Origin of the sequence: Lysinibacillus sp. RS11 (genome assembly GCF_042019215.1) — a bacterium.
In the GTDB taxonomy this organism is placed as follows: domain Bacteria; phylum Bacillota; class Bacilli; order Bacillales_A; family Planococcaceae; genus Lysinibacillus; species Lysinibacillus xylanilyticus_A.
In genome coordinates, this window is record NZ_CP168124.1 from 3068007 (window position 1) to 3089782 (window position 21776).

Consider the following 21776-nt stretch of genomic DNA (forward strand, 5'->3'; position numbering starts at 1 on the left):
GTTAACTCAGCTGTCATGTTCGAAAATAGCTTCGGCATTCAGAACGGAATCTTTCCTTCCATGACAAGCTGAATCAATGACCGACATATTCTGCTCATCTATATTGACAAAGTCCTTGGAGGGCTCCTCATCCGGTGTATATCCTTCTTATTAATCCGCTTCCCGCTGAGCTAATTCACGTAGTCCGTTCATGAAATTCTTCATCTGCAGACTATCAGCTAGTCAACAATCATGCGCTTTGGTCGCCCTTGGCTATGCCCTGTCATACGACCACCGCGCTTTGATTCCAATAAAATACGGTTCAAGTATTTATGAATTTGACTATTAGAAAATGTTTGGTAGTCAAGCTCTAGCCGATTGCAAATATAAAAATCAATCGCATCTCGTTGAACCCGCTCCTGATTTATGCACTCTAAAGCAAAAGCTATATCATACGGATTCGCTGGGCGATTTTTTAACAGCTCTCGTGCAAAATAGTGCAAAATGATTGGATGGTATGTGCTTTTTTGAAAACCTGCAAATTGACTGTGAAGATAATTAACCGTATTGTATTCAGTCGCAATATCGGAAAAATCAATATACTCCGAGCGCAGTTTTGCACCCGATTTTAATTTAAAGCGCGCTAACTCTAGCTCATTATTTGCAAGTTCTAATGAATCATCTAGGACTATTTCTGTTGTGAAGTTTCTAAAATCTAATTCATTCACTTCTTCAGCAAACCGCACTTTTAGAATCGTTTCGCTTCCTGTTGCCTCATAAGGAAGCTCATAGCTACTATGTAGCATATAGAGCTTTCCGTTATGCTTAATAATGCCTTTCCCTATAATGAGGCTTGTATCTGCTACGATAATATTGGCACCAGCAATAATGCCATTAGAATAATCTTGGAAATATAAATCTAAAAATTCTCTTGGGAAATCTCGCAAATTTTCCAGCATTTCTCGCTTTAAAATGCGGCCCTTTTGAAAATGTGGATATTGATTGGCAAACAAGCTGTCACCCACCTCTTTTCTTGTTTTTCACTATTTACTTTAATCCATCAAAGAAATCCAGCTCAGACAAATCGGTTTCAAAGGCAAAGAATTCCTTGCTTCCGATAAACAGCTGCTCGTCTTTCCTCGCTACCGGCACTACGTGGAAGCCCCAATGATCTTCTCCTGCGAAGACAAAGAACTTTACTTCTCCATTAACGATGGAATCTGTCTCGTCTTGTGGAATTTTATCTTGATAATACGCCGCGATATTCTCATAAAGGACAGGCACAAAATCCTCTTGACGATTAAAGTAAGTGTATTTATACGATAAGTTATCATCACTACCCGTCAGGAAGAATTCAACCTCTGTTACACCCCACGGACGAGAAATTGTACCGTGAATTTGATTCAGCCTTTCTAAGCTACTGATGAGTAATTTTTCCTGACGATTATGTGTAAAGGCGCTAACCGTATAAGGTACTACTGGTGCATGATTCGTCACTTCCGTTTCGATCATGCCAATCTTTTTCGCATTTAAATAACGAAGGGCTCCTCTTAGGCAGGCAAGTTTTAGTTCAGGTACTTTGCCGACATTTTCAGCCTTTTGTCTAAATTCAATGCTGCGTCCTGGTACAAATTCCTTTAATGCTTCGCGGAACGCATCGATTTTACAAGATTGTCCAGTTAGTTTGATAATGGAATATTCTCCTAGAATTCCACTCTCATAAAACTCCTCTAAAAACTCTCGCACAATATCATAAATATCAGCCTTAATAAGATGATTGATTTCCTTAATGTTGAAGAAGACATTTGGATAATCATAAACTTCCTTAAATTGATTGTTTTCTAGCATGGAAAGACACCAGCGGTCCACAGCTGTGACATTTAAATCACTATCCTGCTGCATATCACTATCCGAGTAAAAACGACTTCTTAAAATGCCTGTTTTTCGGAAAAATTCCTTCTTCATTTCCTCTGCCATTTCCCATAAGAAATAATAATTATTGCGGACACGTAGGTATTCATCACGTGTTCGGTTTTCATACTCCTTAAAACGAGTAGGGATAATGTACTCGGCATCTAAAAAGGCTTTTTCGAATTGCTCGTACACTGCTTCTGTGCCGTAATCGTCTACATATCGATAAATATCCTTACCAGGGATATCAATTAATGCGTCAATATCATAAGCATTTTTCCCTCGACTATAGTAATTCGCAAAGACAATTTTCATAAATTGAAAAATACGATATGTAATATTGTTGCCACCAAAATTCGTATCGCCATTTTCATACGTTGTATGAATATCAATTTTGTATGAAATACGCCCATCCTCTATTCGAAACTTACAGGAGGAAAGGTCTGTAGTTCCACCTCCACAATCGATTACGAGTGCTTTATATAGCTTGCCATCTAGAAAGCTATTATTCTCTATTTGATTGGCGATTGTATTATAAAGAACCGCCATGCCTTCATCGAGGGCATGCTCCGTTTCGATTTGGTATTCAGGTAAAATCGCGTGAAACATATCTAAAAATTGCGTTTTCAGCTTAACCGGACTGGAAATATGCAAATGCTTGAAGCGACATTTAAATTGATGCTCCGCCATTCGAATAATATAAAGCAAAAACTCTCTTAAAATTTGGCTTCGTGGCACAAGTGCCGTATTTCCGTTGGCATCCATCACCTCTTCCAATTTGGCATAATTACTAACCCAGCGTTTAATGCCTTGGAATTTCGTCGCCAATGATGTATAGCTATTTTTTTTCATCATTTTTAACGCTTCATAGCCGAAGTGATAGCTTACTTGTTCTGTATCCGAGCAATCTGCTACTGTCATGACGGTCGGTACTACTTCGATCCATTCGTTTTGATGAAGTGGATCTGGAAATTGGACAAAATTGATGCTATTTAGCTGAATTCTTTCATTTAATAAATCATGACTGCAAGGGGAAGAGACATAATCACTCTCTAAATAGACACCAGCTGTTGTATTTGTTGTTCCAAAATCAATAGCAAGAATGGCATTGGTTGTTTCTAGCTGTTTAATCTCTAAATCTGGTATTGGCACCTTATAGTAGTGAAGATTTGTAGGCGGAAGTGGGGATTCCTGATAGTACGTCTTATAGATATACTCAGAATCTTGCTTTCTTAAAAAAATAAAGCTATAGTTTTTATTTTTTGTTTTTCGGATCCCAATCGCTTCATCAGCAGCGAAGAAGTACTGATTTGGGACTTGGTCGTCTTTTAGGACATTTAAAATACCGCACAGCTCCAATTGCTCATTTACTAGCAGTACATTGGATTCAACGAGAAAGCCGCCTGTTTCTACGAAATACTGATCAGGTTTATCCATCTTCATCCCACTATACAAGCTCATTTTGGCTGGAATTTTAATATCACCATTGTCAGACATAGGTGTTTTTAAATACTTTTGCATGGCCGCTTCGACTCTTTCAAAGCCCCCATCCTTGCTTTCTTTAATAAGAGGATTTTCTTCAGTACCACGATATCTTAATATCTTGTCGATTAACTCGTCTCTTGTCAGTGTATTAATAAGCCCTGTCACAAGTTTTTCCTTATAACAAATATTTCTAAGCTGGAAGGTTGTCATTTCCATTAATTCTACCCGTGTATAGGTCATATATTTCTTTTCTGTATAACGCTTATTGGCATATAGCTTATATGAATATTTAGTCGTCATTCAAAAATCCCTCCTCTGCCCTGTTCAGTAAAGAACTATTCGATCTAGCTTCATTGTTTCCTCTGCACCCATAATACCGAAGTGATATTGCCAATAAACCTCTATATGAAAGCCAATTGGCAGAAAAATTTCTTGTACAAGCTGTACCTTTCGCTGATTTTGTTCTGTCTGCTTCTGAGGTATGTATAAAAGCAGCTCATCCTGCTCCTCCGATTTCACATAAATGATGCAATGCTTAAAGAGCCTTTTCAGCGTATCCTTTAATAAGTAGATTTCCTCCCCTGTCTGGTAAAGCCTTAGCATATTCAGGACAACTATTTCTTGCTCCTTTTTCGTAAAAGCATGAATATTGTCACGTACCAAATTGCCAAAGACATTTGCTTCGATTTCTTTAAGAATAAAGCGAATAAAGAACTCTCTTTTATTCATGCCCTGCATACGATCGATTTCAGCTAAGAAATGCAAGGCGATGTCAAAAAGATAGTCCCTAAACTCTATATTTGTAGTATTGTCCGGATGGAAAAGATTGTTGAAAATCTCGTAATAGCGATAATAAGGATTTACTTCAACATGCTGTTCAACATACTGTGCGTTTAATAGTTGTGGGCTAAGTTCCATATAGGGCGAATAGGTTTTGGCAAGGTTAAAATAAATATCCTTTTTAGAAAGGCCTTCATCTTCAGCTTTAATAAGCAAATCCCAAATATAGTTCATAGCCAAACACCTTCACATTTATATTCGAAAAAATGTCGTTGCACTTCCGACACGAGGAAGCTCAAAATATCATTTGAAATAAAGTTTCTTTCCTCTTTCGCCTTAAACTTTAATAGCATTGTTTTTTTATGACCATGATCTCCTATTATTTCCGTTAAGAAAGGGTTCGCAGAGTGACTAAAGCTTGTTCCTGAAAATGAGTCCAAGATGTCAACATCTACAAGCTCAAGTCTAGTGGCTACCTCGAAGGAATTAATCATACGAGTAATTTCGCCCTTCGTTTTAACACTAGCCGTATACGTATTAGCAAATTTGTTCATAAAATGCTCTATTCGTCGGTTCGATACAAGCTCGTAATTTAATTTCCCGATCTTCTCATCTTCCATTTTTACAATTTTTATGAGCTCCCAAACCCCTGATTTATCTTGCGGTGAAACAACTGTCAATTCATTGTCTGAACGTTTAACGTAGCGAACATTTTGCTCATCAGCTTCAACAAGATAGCCATGTTGATTTCCGAGCTTTCGTATGGAAAGGACATGCTCAAAATTCACCTTATCAACGGCTGGCACGGGAAATCCAACATTTTTAAGCGAATGCCGTTCAATGTTCCAAAGCGGCACCATATTCAGTCGTTTTTGCGGCTCATACTCCTCTAAATCAATGATTATTTCAGTGATTTCAGCATCCTCGTTTAAAGAAGGACAATCGACCAAATTCACATCAAAAAATTTATAAGCGAATGGATGATTGATTGTCCTCCATGGTAAGCCATTTATTTGGAAGATTGGATATAGCCTGTCGATTTCCTGCAAATAGCTGGTGTTTCTTGTAAGACTGACCTTAATCTCTACTTGTCCTTCTGTCGTGACTAGCTTTCCACTGAAATGTCGCTGCTCAGCAAGTAACTGTCGAATTTGCATGGAATCACACTCTAAAAATAATGGGAACAGTACGGACGGTTCATTTTTTTTATACGATTCAAGCAGTTTTTTTATATTGATAGGTTTACTTTCTAAATCAGCTGGCCGCATCGGGAATAAGCATTCATGAATGGGATCAATATCTTCCTTAGAACTAAGCGTCACATAAATGTCAAACCTGTCCTCTACATCATCTATTTCGTTGAATATGCGCTCCTCAAGTCTTTTGTTCATTTCATCCTGATAGTCGATTAAATTTACAAAAACGCCACTGACAATATCCTTTAGTAGCTGACGTTGTTCTAGATCCTCTATTTTACGTAACCGTTCAAACATGAGCTCTTTAATCAATTTATTTTCCCTCTTTCATCAACTCAGAATCAGATGGCTGATTGGCAGCTGTCCCTTCATCCATAGGTGGAATTTCTTCCTCAGGTACTGCTTTACCAGCAGCTGGTCCTTGAGGAACAGGATTTAATTTATCATTGGCGTTCATAACCTTTCGCTCTAGACCTAAAACCTTTGATAGGAGCTCTGTTTCCTGATAAATTTCCTGTGCAAGTGTATAATATTCAATTGCTTTTCCGTACTCTTGGCGTGCATAGCTTTGATCCCCGCTTTTTTCTAAGCCTTCAGCCTTTAATTCCTTCTGGGTCTTTTTCAATTCGGCTATTTTAGCCTCGGTCTCTTCTATTTTCGTCTTTATTTGAGGTTCACCAGTATAGGCAATCGGAAGCGCTTTTTTTCTTGCCTTTTGATAGCTTTCAAGAGCTCCATTGTAATCCTCAGCCTCAAATCGATAATCTCCATCTTTTACTGCTTCAGCAATTTGTACAATGGTATCCATATTAGCGATCTTTTGTTCAGTTGCTTCTTTTCCAAAATCATCAATGAGCTTGCCTTCCTTTTTAGCCTTTTCATATTGCTTAAGCGCATCATCAAATTTTCCTGCTTCTGCTGATTTATCCCCGTTAATGATCAACTCAGTAATTCTTAATTTTTTAGCTAGCAAATTCCTATGTATTGGGTCGTGCAATTTCTTTGCTGCATTTCTACCCTGGCTATATTCAAGAAGCGCCTTTTCATAATTTCCATCTTGAAAATAAAGGTTTCCGCTCTTTTCATGATCTTTCATTTCTACGGTTAATTCAGCCATTTTTTTCCCTTGCTTTGCTTGATAATAAATTGCGCCTCCACCTACGATTAAAGTGACGATTAATGCAGCTGCAATCATTTTGATGTATTTCATTTTTTTCTTGTTTGTTTCCTGGTAAACCTTGTTAACAAATATAGCAGCGATTGTGTAATTATTAACAACTTTTCTTTGCCTGCTTAAAAGTACCTCTTCCAATAAATCAGTATATTGCTCTGGCTCTTTTACATCTTCCAGCGCGTCTGCCATCTCAATTTCTCCGACATCTTCCCAAAAGCCGGCTGTACAAAGCACTAATACATCGCCATCCATTAACTTCATTTTCTTAGAGACAAAAGGCTGAAAATCATTTGGTTTGCCAAGATAATTTAGCAGATTGGTTCTTTCTTCATGCTGACTAATATCTAGCGAACGTTCCCTATTACTCACTAGCTCCTGTGCCAAGCTTTGATCAGTGCTTTTAAACGATAAAGTACCATTCCGGAAATGATACAGTCTCGAGTTTCCTGCCACTGCAACAATCATTTTCGAGTAATCTGATACGACTATAACGATACTAGCTTTTAATCTCACTCGTAGGCTCTGATTCTGAAGGATGTTCTGCGCATATCTTATATATTTTTTAATGCTTCTTCTGGACATGGATGGCTTTTCCATAAATTTTTCTAAAATCGCCTTCACAGCAAGCTCTGCACTACTTATTTCCTGATCTGAATCTAACCCCTTCACAGCTACCCAGCAGGCTACATCGTCCAGCTCTGTATAGGCAAAGTAATCTTTATTTTGCAAAAATGAGCCCGCTTCGGATAAAAAGCTTGTTTTAAAGTTGCTATTTTCCTTTCTCATGATTCCCCTCCTCAATATTAGTAGTAAGAGCTCTGACCGATAAAAAGATGATCATGTTTTTTCTAGGATAATGATTGTTGCATTATCTTGATTTTTCAAGCGTTTTTGTTCAACAGCTTTAATGATATTTTGCGCAGTATCATAGGTTGGCGCATGCTGAGAGAGAATTTTTTCCATTTCAACCTCTGTTATGGTATCGTAGACGCCATCACTAAATAGACATACCTTGTCCCCTCTATGAAGTTGAATCGGGCTTTTTCCTATATCTAGATTTTTAAAACCTTCATATCCTAAATAATTTATAAGTCTCTTTTTTAAAGGGTTTTCCTGCACTTCAAGCTGCGATATTTCACCAGCTATATAACGCTCTGTTAACACGGATTCAAAAATATGCTTTTGATTGATCGCGATAAATTCTCCGTTTCGAAAAATTGTTATGACACTATCTCCAACGGCTCCCCAATGAAGGAATCCATTGTTATCAATAACGACCGCCACTAATGTAGTACCACCATTAGAGCCATTTAAATTTTCGAGAATCATATGGTTACTCGCTAAAGCCGTTTCCTTAAAAAATTTCTCCAGATTACTTAGGCCACTTAGCTTTTTGAATTCTTGTATAAATGTCGTGACAGCAACCGTACTTGCCATCCTACCGTTTGCTAATCCACTGATGCCATCTGCCAGAACTGCAATGGTTCCATAATTCGTTTCAGATGTAGAGAAATAGTCATCCTGCTCATCACGTCTACCAATTGTTTGACCATTTCCAATTTCAATCCTGCTTGTTTCATTTTTTTGCGTAAGCATGCTTCTAATCATTAGTAATGTAATGAGTACAATTATAAATACTAGCGCAATTATGTACGGCAGTAGTTCCAGTCCCATTTATCATCATTCCTCGCTCTGGTTGTTTTCCCATTCAAAGTGAACGCCACATAAAGGAATGAAAAGGAACATACTTCCACCTAATTGGATCACATCATATGCCGCTAACTCTGTTGGTGTATAAATTGCTTCATTGTTAAGATAGGCTAATCCCGATGCATCTCCAGGAAGTAAATAGAAATTCCTTTTTTTAGGATCATAAACGATGACAGCATGGTTACGCTTAGAAATTGAATTATCTCCAACGATACGAATATGCATATCTTCAGCTCTACCTATAAAGTTCTTTTCCGATAAAATCCGATAGTCTCGCCCCATCTGAGGTCCTTCAATACAAACTAACCATCCCGTTACCGGATCGATTCCATCCATTTCTCCGAGATATGGCATTGTCTTATCATCAACATCTACTGTTGTTTGCTGACCGTTTGATCTTTGCTCCTGTTCCACCATTACATTGCAATACGGACAAACATTTCTATGTCTTCTTGAACTAAACATGTGACCATTTGTACATCTAATCAAACTCATTTTCGCTATCCCCCGTCTATGTTACGAATTTTATTTTTCTCTATTTCACTAAAATTCGTGTATTTGCTATGTATATCGTATCTCCATTACCTATTGGGTAAGGACTTTCGTGCTTTAATCTATTTTTAACGCGCTTATGAGCTTTTTTAATACCAACACCATTGACAGAATCAATGTCCTCTATGTACCATACTCCAGATACACAATTTAATACGGCATGCTCATAGTTGATGAGTGATTCATATTCTGTACCACTTAAGTCGATATCTACCTTATTGTCAGTTGAACTTTTTCCAATTAATAATGAAGATTGGTCATCTATCACCCATTCCTCGATTTCCACTCCCCGATCATTAAGGAGAACTAGCTTTTGAATGTCCGTTATGGTCACATCGTTTTTTGTTACTCTTGTTTCATATTTAATAGAGCCAAAAATAATAGCGAGTATGACCATTACTGTTCCAATAATCGTTTTCAACAGAACATCCTGATTCATGACAAATACATATAGAATAAAAAAGAAGGCAATTGTAACAATAATGATATCGATAATTTTTATAATCATTTGTTTTTTTGTGTTTTCACTGTATACATCCATTGAATTTTGGTCATACATGATATCACACTCCTTCATACTTGCTATGGCTTTATATTACTTGTTAAAAAACCGTTCAAATAAATCCGTTGTATCTATCGGATTCTTCTTTGTATTCTTGGTAAGGGTTGATGACGTTTCCTTTGTTTTAGGATTAAAGCCAAAAAAATGCTCAAAGTTCTTTTCAAAATTGTCCATATTAAAATCTGGTTTTTTTTCAGTAGACTGTTGGCGTGAAGATTGTTTTTCATTTGTCTGTCCTCTACTCCAACTTTGACCCACTCCATCTAGTCGCGCGTCATATGCCTCTCTTGAAGCCTGATCCTTCAGTACTTTGTATGCCTCTGTCACTTCTAAAAAAATCTTTTCAGATTCTTTGTTTCCACCACTCACATCTGGATGATGTTTTTTTGATAGCTTTCGATAAGCGAGTTTTATTTGATCGTGTGTGGCGTCTCTACTGACACCTAAAGTTTCATAATGCGTTTTCATGTTTTTCATCCCCAGTATTAGGATTATTCAAAATTATCTAAGGAGCTATAAAAGCCCCTTAGATAATGTGGAATGTCTATCAAGCAGCAATCTTAGACAGCGTAGCCGCCTTCGATTTTCGCCAAGTCTGTTTTGTCTTTCTTTTGCTTAACGTATAAGTAGAATTCACCGATACCTTCTGTGTCGCCATATTTTTCTGTGTAGTCAACAACAAAGGCATTTGGGAAATGAATTTTTCTTACTACTTGATCAGCAGAAATAACTTCTAATGTTACTTTACGGTAGCAGTCAGCCTTTTCAGCTGGTACTAATGACCATAATCCTAATTTCATCGTATCATCTGAATTGTCACCATCAGTTGCCGTAAGGATTTTACCTCTAATTTTTAATGTTGCGCCTACATCTGTAGAACGTGCGTTAGAGTCATTTGGAGTATCTGTATCATACTCAACAGACATAATGCTATCTAACCCTAGTTCAATTGCTTCTGATCCTTCTACTTTTAATACAAAACCCATTCTTATTACCTCCTAAAATTTGTTGAATCGACTCGTTAAACTGCCGTAGATGAAATTTATAATGTTTTCAATTTCTCAAGCCTACTGCAAGTGCATAAAGCATTGAGAAATATGTAATCATTTCACCTTGCAATTTATGGTAGATTCATATTTATGTTAAAAGATTTATGAATAAATCTTAAACACCCTACTTAAAAAGTTGATCATTGTATGTTTAAACTTGTTAGGCCTTAACAGCGCTTGATGCCTTTGTAATCATAACTTCCAGGTTCTTCACATTACCGTTGAACACGAGGTCAATCTGGCATAGGCTTGTTTTTTCATCGATAAAGAAGCCGATATCGTCTCCATCTTGAATAATGGAGTTTACAAAGCCTTTATCATTAAGCCACTTGCTTTTTTGACTACTTGGATTATTACTAAAGAATCGAACGATATTTTCGTGCTTAAAGTCACCTGATTGGAATCGTAGAATTCTTTCAATATACGTACTAACTTGTGTTTTGTAGATTGAATCAAATCCATCTTCTTCCATCGCTAAGCTTCTTGCTTTATACACGGTAATACGTTTAATATCCTTATCTTGAAGCTGTGCATTTTCTGAAGAGAATACAAAGCCAAAGCTTCTGCTGTTAATAGCATCTTTAATATTATTAGTAAACCCTGAGATTTCTTTTGCCATTGTTGTAACGGCTCTAAGTGAGTTATCTCCGGCTTCAATATCGAATCGCACACCAGGGTAATTTCTCTGAACACTTCTGAATGATTCTTTCAAATATTCTGGACATTGATAAGCTGAGACGATACCTGCAGCTACATAACTTGCACCAACATAGACGCCCTCTATCCAAAGCTTTAAGATATCCTCTTTTTCTTTAGACAGTCGCGCTCCATTTTCTGTTGTTTGCATTCTTGTATCAATGATTACACCTGATTTATCTTTTGGAATAATGGTGAAGTTCGGTAGACATGGTATTGCGAACTCACTATAGTCTTTTCGAACAAGCACTGAGCATTTTTCGATCAGTCGATCAATACCTGCTGTTGCAATGCCATTGAATGTTGTTTCTTCTTCTGCCATGAAGTTAAAGAAGATTTGAATCTTATAATCTTTCACTGTATCTAGAAGAATAGATAACGATTCCATTGTATTTCCTTCTTGCTTAGCAACTTTATCGTTCCCTTTAAATCTAGATCTGCTAACTTTCATTTTTCCAGATGCCTCTAGTTCTAGAGCAGGGACAATCCCGTACCAAACTGTATCTGTAAAGTCATTTTTAGAGTTAACAGTGTTTAAATACGTACGTAATCGTGGTACGTTATTACTTTTAACAAGCATATCTAACTTCGTATTTGTTACAAGTAACGAAGGCTGCATACCTTTGTTTTTAGTCGCATACTGATCAAAGTACATTTTTACGCCTAATAGTTTTTCCACTAATGGCTTCACTGTTTTTACAAATTCATCCTTAGCATTCTTATAGAATTCTAAGTAGGTATTGTAGTTTTGTACCTCAGTTTCTACATCAAATTCAGCCTTCACAGCTGGCAATGGAGAGAACGTTCTTACGACTAAATCTTTGACATAAGAGGATGGTGATTCTGTAATCGCCTCATAGTCCTCTTCAAAAACTGTACTTAAACCATAGTTACTATTTTCTTCAATAACCATCAGTTCAGAGCTATTATTTTGCGGTGCCTCGATGATTTTTAATTCACCATTGTCACCTATAGAAAGTGTGCCAATTTGTAATTTTTCGGACTCATCTTCATCCTGATTAACGCCCAACAAAAGTCTTGTTTTAATATCTTCGATCGCTAATGGAAGCATCGCCATGACATTGTTGTAATTTCTACTTGCTACTTCAAACATCAGGTTTAGCTTGTCCCCTGTATCCAATTTTTTTGGATCGTCGTCATCTAATTTGTCATATTCACCGTATAGGTAATGGATTTCTTTTCGGACTTGTCGAATGTCGTCCATAACCTTTTTAGGAGAGATCATATCGAGCAGATTTTCAAATTTAAAATCTACATTCGCAATACCCTGACTTCTTTTCGTATCAATGAGGGTGAATAGCATCTTTAAAAAATCATTATTTTGATCAATGGCTATTTCAGAAATACAGTCGTCTTGAATTCCCTCAGGTTTTTTAAGTGTATACATTACCTTTTGGTTAGCAGCATTGTAGAATGAGTAAACCGTTGGAGAAAACTTATCTAAAAATTCGTCGAAGCTTTTGACAAGTAGATATTGATTGATTTCTTTAATCTTTTCATCACTAAGACTGTCAATCCCTTTTACATCTCCAACAAGCGTGATTAAATCCATTTTTTCCGGATTAATTTCCTCAAAGAGCATGGTTCTGTTTGTTTGACTAATAATCTCCATTCAGTCGGCCGTATGATTATACAGCCATCCCTCCTTTTATAACGAATTTCGAGTAAGCATAATCATTAGTGCGCTAGGTAATTAAATTAAAAAAGAGAATCTTCAGTTATTATTTAGCAGATTAAGAAACATACATGATTCTCTACTATTTAACATCACATCACTGATGATAATATGTATCACAAAGTAACTATATACAATATCTAATTTTACTGTCAATATTTACAATAGAATATTCTGTAAAATAAGAATATTGTTTCATGTTTAGTGAAAATTAGATAAAGTTAATTTTTTTGATATTTTTAACAAAAAACATTATTAAATATCCATTTTTTATTATAAAAACAGCTTATGGCGTAGTTATTTCTAGTCCATAAGCTGTTCGGTAAGTACTTATTTATTTTTGTAAAATGAGAATATAGCATCAAATTTGTGAAATAATTGGTCATTTAGAATTATTTACCTTTAAATAGGTCCTTATCCTGTTGATATTATGTTCCAAAGAAATAATCAACTCCATATATTTAAGTGAAGGGCATCTTCTTTTCGCATGCACAGATAGCCCCCACATTATGGTTTGTGACAACAGAATACTCACTTTTTTATTATAATATCTGACATTCTCAATCCTATCCTCGATTAGTCGCTGGGATATATCCATTGGAATTACATTTGTTAGTGAAAAATAAAATGTTGCAGCTAAACTATAGATATCAGTATAGACACCCTGCTCCGACTTATAGGAATATTGTTCAAGAGGAGAATAGCCCGAACTTGTAAAAATTTGATAATTTTCAGCTGTTTTATAAAAAATCGCTGAGCCGAAATCTAGTAAATATGGATTACCCTCTGAATCTATCATAATATTACTTGGTTTAATGTCACGATGGAGTATGCCCTTTTTATGTAAATAGCACAAAGCTTTCATTAAAGGGAGAAATATATCCGAATATAAATGATCTCTTTCATGAATTTGAAACTTATTTAAATACTGATCTAATAACATCCCTTCATAATAATCCATTACGATATAAATCGATTCATTCTCCTCAAAATGTTCGATATATTTGACGATATTGGGATGATCGATTTGCTGCATAATGAACGCTTCATTCTGAAAAATCTCTTTTAAATCTTTAAATTTCTGCTTCGTTGAAGGTAAACGGTTAACTACAGTCTTATTATCTAAATCCCGTAAAGCGATATCATGTGGAAAAAACTCTTTAATAATTACCTTGTCCCCACCATTGTTATTTTCAGCAATATAGACGATGGATAATTTACTAGTAGCCATAACTTTTTGAATTTTATATGTATCATTTAAAACACTGTTTGTTGGTAAACTCAACTCAACTTGAATCGTTTGCATCTTCAATCTACCATCCCTTTCATGATATTTCGTCGTAAATATGTACAATTCGTGACAAAATAAGTAAAAATATATGTAATTATTTTAATTAAAATACAAATTAATGTAATTATATCAATATATACTTTTATATTAAATAGTGATCTTTAACAGTTCGGTTCTACATTAGATACTGGGATTGACACAATGCGAAACCTCCTAAAATAATCCGGTGACGCCTCCTCTTTATTTATGAACGTTCTATTCGTCGCTCTGCTCTTTCCTTCCGTCGCTCTGCTTTCTATCCGTCGCTTTTCCCTTTCTTTCCGTCGCTCCGCCTTTTCTTTCCGTCACTCTGCTCTTTCTTTCCGTCGCTCTGCCTTCTTTCCGTCGCGCTGCTCTTTCTTTCCGTCGTTCTGCTCTTTCCGTCGCTCTGCTCTTTCTTTCCGTCGCTCCGCCTTTTCTTTCCGTCACTCTGCTCTTTCTTTCCGTCGCTTTTCCCTTTCTTTCCGTCACTCCGCCTTTTCTTTCCGTCGCTCTGCCGTCGCTCTGCCTTCTTTCCGTCACTCTGCTCTTTCTTTCCGTCACTCCGCCTTTTCTTTCCGTCACTCCGCCTTTTCTTTCCGTCACTCCGCCTTTTCTTTCCATCACTCTGCTCTTTCTTTCCGTCGCTCTGCCCTCTATCCGTAACTTTGCCCTTTCTATCCGTCACTCTGCTCTTTCTTTCCGTCGCTCTGCCTTCTTTCCGTCACTCTGCTCTTTCTTTCCGTCACTCCGCCTTTTCTTTCCGTCACTCCGCCCTTTCTTTCCGTCGCTTTGCCTTCTTTCCGTCGCTCTGCTCTTTCTTTCCGTCACTTTGCCTTTTCTTTCCGTCGCTCTGCTCTTTCTTTCCGTCGCTTTGCTCTTTCTTTCCGTCGCTTTGCCCTTTCTTTCCGCTGCCTTACTTTTGCTATCCGTCTCTTTTCCTTTTAAAAACCTATCTAAAATAAAAAAAGACGTCCAACAAGTACGAAAATACTTATCGGACGTCTTAATTCTATTAATTATGCTTTTTGATAGCGCAGCACTGGTGTACGAGCAGCGCGTGTTTCGTCTAGGCGAGATACGACTGTTGTATGTGGTGCTTCTTGAACGATTGATGGATTTTCTTCTGCTTCTTTTGCAATTTGAATCATCACATCGCAGAATGCATCTAACGTTTCTTTAGATTCTGTTTCTGTTGGCTCAATCATTAACGCCTCTTCCACATTTAATGGGAAGTACGTTGTTGGTGGATGGTAGCCAAAGTCCAACAGACGTTTTGCTATATCTAGAGTACGAACGCCAAGTTTCTTTTGACGACGACCTGATAATACAAATTCATGCTTACAATGACGGTTATATGGTAGATCATAGAATGGCTCTAGGCGACGCATCATATAGTTTGCGTTTAGTACAGCGTATTCTGTTACAGCTTTTAAGCCATCTGGACCCATTGTACGGATATATGTGTATGCACGTACATTGATGCCAAAGTTACCATAATAAGGTTTAACACGTCCGATTGATTGTGGACGTTCGTAATCGAAGTGGTATGTTCCTTCTTCTGTTCTTACTAAAACTGGTTTTGGAAGGAATGGAATTAAGTCCGCTTTTACACCAACTGGACCTGAACCTGGGCCACCGCCACCGTGAGGGCCAGTAAATGTTTTGTGTAGATTTAAGTGTACGCAGTCAAAGCCCATATCACCAGGACGCGCTTTACTCATAACTGCGTTTAAGTTTGCTCCATCATAGTATACTTTACCGCCAACAGAGTGAATTAGCTCTGCCATTTCGATAATGTTTTCTTCAAATAGACCAAGTGTATTTGGATTTGTCAGCATCAATGCCGCTGTGTCAGGACCAACTACTTTGCGTAAATCTTCAATATCTACTAAACCATCTTCATCTGATTTAACAGTGATAGTTTCAAAGCCTGCAACTGTTGCCGATGCTGGGTTTGTACCGTGAGCTGAGTCAGGAACAATGACTTTATTACGGTGACCTTCACCATTTGCTTCGTGGAATGCGCGGATCATCATTAATGCTGTCCATTCACCATGAGCACCTGCTGCAGGTTGTAATGTCACTTCATCCATACCTGTAATTTCAACTAATGACGTTTGTAGATCATAAAGAAGCTCCATCGCACCTTGAGTTGTTGATTCGTCCTGTAATGGGTGAACATTAGCAAAACCTGAAATTCGTGCAACGGCCTCGTTAATTTTAGGATTATATTTCATTGTACAAGAACCAAGAGGATAGAAACCAGAGTCTACACCGTGGTTGCGACGAGAAAGTGCTGTATAGTGACGCATAATATCAAGTTCAGAAACCTCTGGTAATTCTGCCGCTTCCGCACGTACTAAGTTCGCAGGAAGTAAATCTGCAAGATCAACCTCTGGTACATCAAGTGCTTCTAAGCTATAGCCTACGCGACCTTCTTTGGAAATTTCAAAAATGAGTGATTGATTTTCGTTATGCATTAAGAGCCCCCATTTCTGCAACAAGTGCATCAATTTCTTCCTTCGTGCGTAATTCTGTTACTGCGATTAGCACGTGATTTTTAAGAGATTCATATGTTTGACCTAAAGGATATCCACCAATGATACCTTTTTCAATTAAGCCTTTATTAATTTCTTTCACACATTTATTTGTTTTCACAACGATTTCGTTAAAGTGTGCACCTTGGAATGCAACTGTAAAGCCTGCCGCTTCAAAAGCATTTTTAGCATAGCGTGTTTTCGCAATATTTTGAGTAGCCATTTCACGAACACCTTGTTTACCTAGAGCAGTCATTGCTGCAGATGCTGCAAGTGCAAGAAGCGCTTGGTTAGAACAAATATTAGAAGTTGCTTTATCACGACGGATATGCTGTTCACGCGCTTGTAATGTTAATACATAACCACGACGACCTTCCCCATCCACTGTTTCACCAACCAGACGGCCTGGAACTTTACGCATAAGCTTAGTTGTTACGGCAAAGAAACCACAGTGTGGACCACCGAATGCTTCAGCAATACCAAAGACCTGTGCATCCCCTACACAAATATCAGCACCCAGCTTACCAGGTGGTGTTAAAATACCTAGTGCAAGCGGATTTGAAGATACAACAAATAAACTTTTTGCCTCATGTGCAATGTCGCCAATTACTTGTAGGTCCTCTATTTGACCAAAGAAGTTTGGATATTGTGTGATTACAGCTGCTGTATTATCATCGATTAGTTCTTTTAAAGCTGCTACATCTGTCACACCATCTTTTTGAGGAACTGTAACAATTTCAATGGATTGGCCGTATGCATATGTAGCAACAACATCTCTATACTCAGGGTGAACCGTTTCAGATACTAAAATTTTCTTACGGCGTGTATGTCCAGCTGCAAGCATGCCTGCCTCAGCTAGTGCTGTTCCCCCATCATACATAGAAGAGTTTGCTAGATCCATACCTGTAAGCTCTGCAATCATCGTTTGGAATTCAAAAATTGCTTGTAATTCCCCTTGCGAAATTTCTGGTTGATACGGAGTATACGCTGTGTAGAACTCTGAACGAGAAATAACATGGTCCACGATAATTGGTTTATAGTGATTGTATACGCCTGCACCTAAAAACGATACGTTAGCATTTGTATCCTTATTTTTTGCAGCAAGTGCCGATAATTCTTTTAATAAAGCTGACTCTGATTTTGCATCTTTAATATCATATAGGCCTTTAAAACGTACTTTTTCTGGAATATCCTCAAATAACTCATCAACTGAAGATACACCAATTACGTCTAACATTTCTTGTTTATCTTGCTCCGTCATAGGTAAATAACGATGTTTCATAAATGTAGCTCCCTCTTTTCAAATATTATTTTGAACGCTTGTAAAACGGTGTTTCTACTGTCACTACCTTTAAGTGCTTACCACGAATTTCGATTTCTAATTCAGTTCCGATAGTTGCGAATTGGCTGTCAATTAATGCGTTACCAACATTACGTTTAGAAGAAGGAAGTTGAGTACCTGTTGTCACTTCACCGATTTCCTTACCGTCCTTAAATACTTTATAGCCATGTCGAGGAATTCCTTTATCGATCATTTCAATGCCCACAATTTTACGTGACAGTCCATTCTCTTTTTGTGTCACTAATGCATCATGACCAAGAAAGTCTTCTTTATTTAATTTCACAGCAAAGCCAATACCCGCTTCAAGAGGTGAAATTGTCGCTGATAGCTCTTGCCCATATAATGGAAGACCTGCTTCAAAACGAAGTGTATCACGGCATCCTAAACCAGCTGGCACAACGCCTTTGTCTTTTCCAGCCTCTAAGATTTTATCCCATAACGCTTTAATATCTTCTGGAGAGCCGTATAATTCAAAACCATCTTCTCCTGTGTACCCACTACGAGAGACTAATGCTTTATGACCAGCAACTTCAACATCTGCTTGGAAGCGGAAGTATTTAATGGCACTTACATCAGTAGCTGTTAATGATTGAAGTACCTCTTCTGCTAATGGACCTTGAAGGGCAATTTGTGCATAAGCAGAAGATTGATTGTCGATTGTGACATCAAATTGATGTTGATTTTCCATCATCCAATCATAATCTTTTTCGATATTTGCAGCATTGACGCACAATAAATAATTTTCATCGGCTAATTTATATGTTAGTAAGTCATCGACAACACCACCATCTTCATAGCACATTGCATTGTATTGCGCTTGACCTACTGCAATCTTCGAAATATCATTTGTCAAAAGATTTTGTAAAAAATTTAGAGAATCAGGACCAGTTACTAAAATTTCACCCATATGTGATACATCAAATAAACCTGCACGATTACGTACTGCATCATGCTCTTCCTTAATAGAAGAAAATTGTACTGGTAATTCCCATCCACCGAAGTCAATTGTTTTACCACCATATTTTGCGTATTCGTCAAATAGAGGTGTACGTTGTAATTCGTTCGTCATTCTTTTTGCCCCCTTATTGTTAGTTCCATTTTTACTGGTAGTAGTTCGTCTGTTTTTGTATTAGTACAATGAATGTTCTGCCAATTCATTTAAATGCTTAAACAAAACATTTTGACATAAAAAAAGACAGACGAACCCCTTTTCGGGATTCTCTGTCCTTGCACCTGAAAGTTACACCAGACTGGCTCGCATTGTTACAATGCCAATCAGCCGGCTTTCTCCTTCGGTGGCTGTTGTAATACAGCTCTCTCCAGAGTTGCGTCTTGTACGAGTCCTTTTACCTGAGAGATTCATAACCTTTGCTACTTGCTCCTTCGGTGACGTCTACAACGTTCTCTCCCCGCACAATCATCCGCCCAAGATTTATCTTGGTACTATTTAGTATTCAATGAACTTTTAGTTACTTATTTGTCTATATCCTAACATTAATTGCATTGAAAAGGCAATCATTTTTTAAATTATAATAAAACACGAACATTAAATTTAATTTAAAATGTTATCGTTCGCCTTTCAACCTTTTAACTTGGAATACTAAATACTCAAGAATTTGACGGATTGTCCTACTCTCTGTTAACACCTGTATATGTCCTGCCTCACGATAGAACTTTCTTCTGTAATGATACAGATTCTCTAGCTCCTCTTTTGTTGAACTCTGTACGATTGGTCTATTTGGATCATGCTGTATTCGTTTGTAAATATCTTCGAATGTCGCATCTAAAAAAAACACGAGTCCGCTGCGTCTCATTATTTTTCGATTTTCAGCATTGACTGCAACCCCACCACCTGTTGAAATAATACAAGCTTCGTCTCGAAAATTTTCTAAAAATTCTGTTTCTATTTCTCGAAAACGTACTTCTCCGTATTTTTCAAATATTTGTGGGATTGTCATACCTTGCTGCCTAACAATTTCACGATCCATATCATAATATGGCATCTTTAGCAAATAGCTTAAACGTCTTCCTAACGCACTTTTCCCGCAGCCCATAAAGCCAACTAAATATATTTTTCGCATTCGAATCACCTTCTTATAACTACGATTCTACACTGTCTGACAAAATTTGTCCCAATAAATTTATCGTAGCTCGAACATTCATCTTTTCTAGCCCTTCATATGTTCGAAACTGAATTTCATAAGACGTATAATACGTAAGAACAAAAGTAGTTACAAAAAATAATAATGCAATTGCGATTAAAAAAATAGCCCCTCTGTCATTTTTCAATAATTGGTACATAGAAGGTTCGCTCCTTTTGGATACCGCTTGGAAATTCAACAGCTACCGTTAACATATTTTTTTCATATTTGAACTGGCATTTATTTATACCAATTAACATTGGCACATGACCACCCTTTACTTGATCACGAATTAGATTGCTATAACAATCAATATTATGAATGGTATCTGCCGTTTGAAAAGTTATTCTCTTTTGATCTTTTCGAATCGTAAATGATGAAATATCCTCTAAATATATATTCAAATCATAAGCAAATAGCTCCCACTTCGATTGTTCATCAGAAAGTACCGTTGTTTTCATTTCTGCGAACCAAAGCATAATGAAAACAACAAGATGAGCAATAAGCACAAAAACAACTAATTGAAACAACGCTTCTAATAATGTATAGCCCCGCTCATTCATCGACTTCACCTGTCAACTGGATGCATTTTTTACGCAATTCTCGTGTATTTTGAAAGCTTACACATATCCCCTGCCCATCAAAAGCCCAATTATATTCTACATTTTCGATTGTTTTAGAGCCTTCCACTTGCTGTAAAGAGCGATAGTGCTTTAAGCCCTCATAGGCCGTTTCAGCTGCTATAACCTCTAGCTTCTTGTTGTAAAGAGTTGTTTTCATAGTGTAGCTAATGGGTATTAATGTCGTGCATAAAAACATGACAATGACCACTGATAGAATCGTTTCAACAAATGAATAACCAGATTCATTCAACTCTCGACCTCCCTCGCCCTAACGTAATCACAACTTTTTTAATGCCCTGGGGTGTATTAAAATAAATAGACCCTGGAGTCATGATGTTCCCATAGTAGTTAAATATAATCGTGTGCACCGAACTCGAATCAGGAATGAATTCAACCCCTTTCGGAAAAGGGCGTGCATATAATTCGGTATAAAAATCTTTTTTAATGATATATCTTTTTGATGAACTCTCAAACTTCATCGAAATATATTCTCTTTGATGCATACTATAAGTTTGTATATATTGAATATCTAATTGAATTTGTGAAAAAAATTGTTCAAGCTCCCGATTTTCCGCTGCTTTTAACGAATACTTTACGACAATTACTGACAAACACATAACGATAAACAATACCATTAGCATTTCAACAAACGTAAAGCCACGCTCACTTTTTATAACAACCATTATCCACCAGAACCTGTTTCAGCAGAGGTCTTTGCTAATCGTACTTCCCCTTCATTAGTGATCATAATCTCTTCCTTATTAGGACAGGTCGTTTCATTTTTCTTTAAATAGCCTTTTGCTACTAAATCTTCAATAGTTGGATAAACCATAAAATCTACTCGATACGCCTCTACCTGCCCCTGCACCATGCTAATATATGCTTTACAGCCCTTCTCATCGATCGTAGCAAAATGTTTCGTAACGTTTGGAATTGTGATTAAAATTAATATTGATATAATCAACAAGACTATTAGCATTTCGATCAAAGTAAATCCGGCTTGCTGCTTTATACGTTTCATTATTATCCTC

The 21776-nt window shown here is 37.1% G+C and carries 23 protein-coding genes and 1 riboswitch; of the genes, 2 read left to right on the plus strand and 21 right to left on the minus strand.

Translation table 11 applies throughout. From position 1 onward, the window contains the following. Positions 1-218: 218 nt before the first annotated feature. From AB9L17_RS15825 to AB9L17_RS15880, 12 genes are all read right to left on the minus strand, one after another. Positions 219-992, minus strand: a complete 774-nt coding sequence (locus AB9L17_RS15825; protein ID WP_375199434.1) for a DNA and RNA helicase — start codon at positions 990-992, stop codon at positions 219-221. A 34-nt stretch (positions 993-1026) separates the two neighbouring features. After that, positions 1027-3675 (minus strand): molecular chaperone, encoded by a 2649-nt coding sequence (locus AB9L17_RS15830; protein WP_375199435.1) that lies wholly within the window; start codon positions 3673-3675, stop codon positions 1027-1029. Positions 3676-3699: 24 nt separating this feature from the next. After that, a complete protein-coding gene (locus tag AB9L17_RS15835) occupies positions 3700-4395 on the minus strand; it encodes an iron-dependent peroxidase (RefSeq protein WP_375199436.1) in 696 nt (231 codons plus the stop codon). Next, on the minus strand, positions 4386-5663 hold the full coding sequence (locus AB9L17_RS15840) for a normocyte-binding protein (protein ID WP_375199437.1): 1278 nt from the start codon (positions 5661-5663) through the stop codon (positions 4386-4388). The genes AB9L17_RS15835 and AB9L17_RS15840 overlap by 10 nt, the downstream gene beginning before the upstream one ends. A 1-nt stretch (position 5664) precedes the next feature. Then, on the minus strand, positions 5665-7311 hold the full coding sequence (locus tag AB9L17_RS15845; RefSeq protein ID WP_254660160.1) for a serine/threonine protein phosphatase: 1647 nt from the start codon (positions 7309-7311) through the stop codon (positions 5665-5667). Positions 7312-7362: 51 nt separating this feature from the next. Next, complete coding sequence (locus tag AB9L17_RS15850) at positions 7363-8199, minus strand: PP2C family protein-serine/threonine phosphatase (protein WP_068984843.1); 837 nt, start codon at positions 8197-8199, stop codon at positions 7363-7365. 6 nt (positions 8200-8205) lie between these two features. Continuing rightward, positions 8206-8730: an FHA domain-containing protein gene (locus tag AB9L17_RS15855; RefSeq protein WP_068984844.1), complete on the minus strand. Its 525-nt coding sequence runs from the start codon at positions 8728-8730 to the stop codon at positions 8206-8208. Between the two features lie 40 nt (positions 8731-8770). Further along, the gene (locus AB9L17_RS15860) at positions 8771-9346 is read right to left on the minus strand and encodes an FHA domain-containing protein (protein WP_375199438.1); all 576 of its coding nucleotides are present in this window, start codon (positions 9344-9346) and stop codon (positions 8771-8773) included. Positions 9347-9382: 36 nt separating this feature from the next. Further along, positions 9383-9817 carry a J domain-containing protein gene (locus AB9L17_RS15865; protein ID WP_375199439.1) on the minus strand — a complete coding sequence of 145 codons (435 nt, stop codon included), beginning with the start codon at positions 9815-9817 and terminating at the stop codon, positions 9383-9385. Positions 9818-9909: 92 nt separating this feature from the next. Beyond that, a complete protein-coding gene (locus AB9L17_RS15870; protein WP_068984847.1) occupies positions 9910-10335 on the minus strand; it encodes a membrane-associated protease 1 in 426 nt (141 codons plus the stop codon). Positions 10336-10558: 223 nt separating this feature from the next. After that, positions 10559-12727, minus strand: a complete 2169-nt coding sequence (locus AB9L17_RS15875; RefSeq protein ID WP_375199440.1) for a transcriptional regulator — start codon at positions 12725-12727, stop codon at positions 10559-10561. A gap of 445 nt (positions 12728-13172) precedes the next feature. Then, complete coding sequence (locus tag AB9L17_RS15880) at positions 13173-14096, minus strand: serine/threonine-protein kinase (protein WP_068984849.1); 924 nt, start codon at positions 14094-14096, stop codon at positions 13173-13175. A 231-nt stretch (positions 14097-14327) separates the two neighbouring features. Between AB9L17_RS15880 and AB9L17_RS15885 the strand changes: the two genes are divergently transcribed. Together AB9L17_RS15885 and AB9L17_RS15890 are read left to right on the plus strand one after the other, a co-directional pair. Next, positions 14328-14765 (plus strand): hypothetical protein, encoded by a 438-nt coding sequence (locus tag AB9L17_RS15885; protein WP_375199441.1) that lies wholly within the window; start codon positions 14328-14330, stop codon positions 14763-14765. A gap of 2 nt (positions 14766-14767) precedes the next feature. Then, positions 14768-15064 (plus strand): hypothetical protein, encoded by a 297-nt coding sequence (locus tag AB9L17_RS15890; RefSeq protein WP_375199442.1) that lies wholly within the window; start codon positions 14768-14770, stop codon positions 15062-15064. A gap of 54 nt (positions 15065-15118) precedes the next feature. On the opposite strand, the gene gcvPB is transcribed toward AB9L17_RS15890, so the two are convergent. From gcvPB to comGC, 9 genes are all read right to left on the minus strand, one after another. After that, positions 15119-16582: an aminomethyl-transferring glycine dehydrogenase subunit GcvPB gene (gene gcvPB, locus AB9L17_RS15895; protein WP_068983510.1), complete on the minus strand. Its 1464-nt coding sequence runs from the start codon at positions 16580-16582 to the stop codon at positions 15119-15121. Next, complete coding sequence (gene gcvPA / locus AB9L17_RS15900) at positions 16575-17921, minus strand: aminomethyl-transferring glycine dehydrogenase subunit GcvPA (protein ID WP_068983511.1); 1347 nt, start codon at positions 17919-17921, stop codon at positions 16575-16577. Before gcvPA ends, gcvPB begins: the two co-directional genes overlap by 8 nt. Positions 17922-17946: 25 nt before the next feature. Then, the gene (gene gcvT, locus AB9L17_RS15905; RefSeq protein ID WP_375199443.1) at positions 17947-19050 is read right to left on the minus strand and encodes a glycine cleavage system aminomethyltransferase GcvT; all 1104 of its coding nucleotides are present in this window, start codon (positions 19048-19050) and stop codon (positions 17947-17949) included. A gap of 259 nt (positions 19051-19309) precedes the next feature. Continuing rightward, a riboswitch (glycine riboswitch) is annotated at positions 19310-19402 on the minus strand. 144 nt (positions 19403-19546) lie between these two features. Then, positions 19547-20062 (minus strand): shikimate kinase, encoded by a 516-nt coding sequence (locus AB9L17_RS15910; protein ID WP_068983513.1) that lies wholly within the window; start codon positions 20060-20062, stop codon positions 19547-19549. Positions 20063-20081: 19 nt separating this feature from the next. After that, positions 20082-20282: a hypothetical protein gene (locus AB9L17_RS15915; RefSeq protein ID WP_068983514.1), complete on the minus strand. Its 201-nt coding sequence runs from the start codon at positions 20280-20282 to the stop codon at positions 20082-20084. Next, positions 20260-20685: a competence type IV pilus minor pilin ComGF gene (gene comGF / locus AB9L17_RS15920; RefSeq protein ID WP_068983515.1), complete on the minus strand. Its 426-nt coding sequence runs from the start codon at positions 20683-20685 to the stop codon at positions 20260-20262. The genes AB9L17_RS15915 and comGF overlap by 23 nt, the downstream gene beginning before the upstream one ends. Continuing rightward, positions 20678-20995: a type II secretion system protein gene (locus AB9L17_RS15925; protein ID WP_068983516.1), complete on the minus strand. Its 318-nt coding sequence runs from the start codon at positions 20993-20995 to the stop codon at positions 20678-20680. The genes comGF and AB9L17_RS15925 overlap by 8 nt, the downstream gene beginning before the upstream one ends. Further along, complete coding sequence (gene comGD, locus AB9L17_RS15930; protein WP_068983517.1) at positions 20988-21428, minus strand: competence type IV pilus minor pilin ComGD; 441 nt, start codon at positions 21426-21428, stop codon at positions 20988-20990. Before comGD ends, AB9L17_RS15925 begins: the two co-directional genes overlap by 8 nt. Then, positions 21428-21766, minus strand: a complete 339-nt coding sequence (gene comGC / locus AB9L17_RS15935; RefSeq protein WP_068983518.1) for a competence type IV pilus major pilin ComGC — start codon at positions 21764-21766, stop codon at positions 21428-21430. Before comGC ends, comGD begins: the two co-directional genes overlap by 1 nt. Positions 21767-21776: the final 10 nt, after the last annotated feature.

Bases quoted from the DNA above. Each gene is read 5' to 3' on its own strand.
- AB9L17_RS15830 (WP_375199435.1), bottom strand. From the start codon at position 3,675: ATGACGACTAAATATTCATATAAGCTATATGCCAATAAGCGTTATACA.
- AB9L17_RS15845 (WP_254660160.1), bottom strand. From the start codon at position 7,311: ATGAGAAAGGAAAATAGCAACTTTAAAACAAGCTTTTTATCCGAAGCG.
- AB9L17_RS15850 (WP_068984843.1), bottom strand. From the start codon at position 8,199: ATGGGACTGGAACTACTGCCGTACATAATTGCGCTAGTATTTATAATT.
- AB9L17_RS15855 (WP_068984844.1), bottom strand. From the start codon at position 8,730: ATGAGTTTGATTAGATGTACAAATGGTCACATGTTTAGTTCAAGAAGA.
- AB9L17_RS15860 (WP_375199438.1), bottom strand. From the start codon at position 9,346: ATGTATGACCAAAATTCAATGGATGTATACAGTGAAAACACAAAAAAA.
- AB9L17_RS15865 (WP_375199439.1), bottom strand. From the start codon at position 9,817: ATGAAAACGCATTATGAAACTTTAGGTGTCAGTAGAGACGCCACACAC.
- AB9L17_RS15870 (WP_068984847.1), bottom strand. From the start codon at position 10,335: ATGGGTTTTGTATTAAAAGTAGAAGGATCAGAAGCAATTGAACTAGGG.
- AB9L17_RS15875 (WP_375199440.1), bottom strand. From the start codon at position 12,727: ATGGAGATTATTAGTCAAACAAACAGAACCATGCTCTTTGAGGAAATT.
- AB9L17_RS15880 (WP_068984849.1), bottom strand. From the start codon at position 14,096: ATGCAAACGATTCAAGTTGAGTTGAGTTTACCAACAAACAGTGTTTTA.
- AB9L17_RS15885 (WP_375199441.1), top strand. From the start codon at position 14,328: ATGAACGTTCTATTCGTCGCTCTGCTCTTTCCTTCCGTCGCTCTGCTT.
- gcvPB (WP_068983510.1), bottom strand. From the start codon at position 16,582: ATGCATAACGAAAATCAATCACTCATTTTTGAAATTTCCAAAGAAGGT.
- gcvPA (WP_068983511.1), bottom strand. From the start codon at position 17,921: ATGAAACATCGTTATTTACCTATGACGGAGCAAGATAAACAAGAAATG.
- gcvT (WP_375199443.1), bottom strand. From the start codon at position 19,050: ATGACGAACGAATTACAACGTACACCTCTATTTGACGAATACGCAAAA.
- AB9L17_RS15910 (WP_068983513.1), bottom strand. From the start codon at position 20,062: ATGCGAAAAATATATTTAGTTGGCTTTATGGGCTGCGGGAAAAGTGCG.
- AB9L17_RS15915 (WP_068983514.1), bottom strand. From the start codon at position 20,282: ATGTACCAATTATTGAAAAATGACAGAGGGGCTATTTTTTTAATCGCA.
- comGF (WP_068983515.1), bottom strand. From the start codon at position 20,685: ATGAATGAGCGGGGCTATACATTATTAGAAGCGTTGTTTCAATTAGTT.
- comGD (WP_068983517.1), bottom strand. From the start codon at position 21,428: ATGGTTGTTATAAAAAGTGAGCGTGGCTTTACGTTTGTTGAAATGCTA.
- comGC (WP_068983518.1), bottom strand. From the start codon at position 21,766: ATGAAACGTATAAAGCAGCAAGCCGGATTTACTTTGATCGAAATGCTA.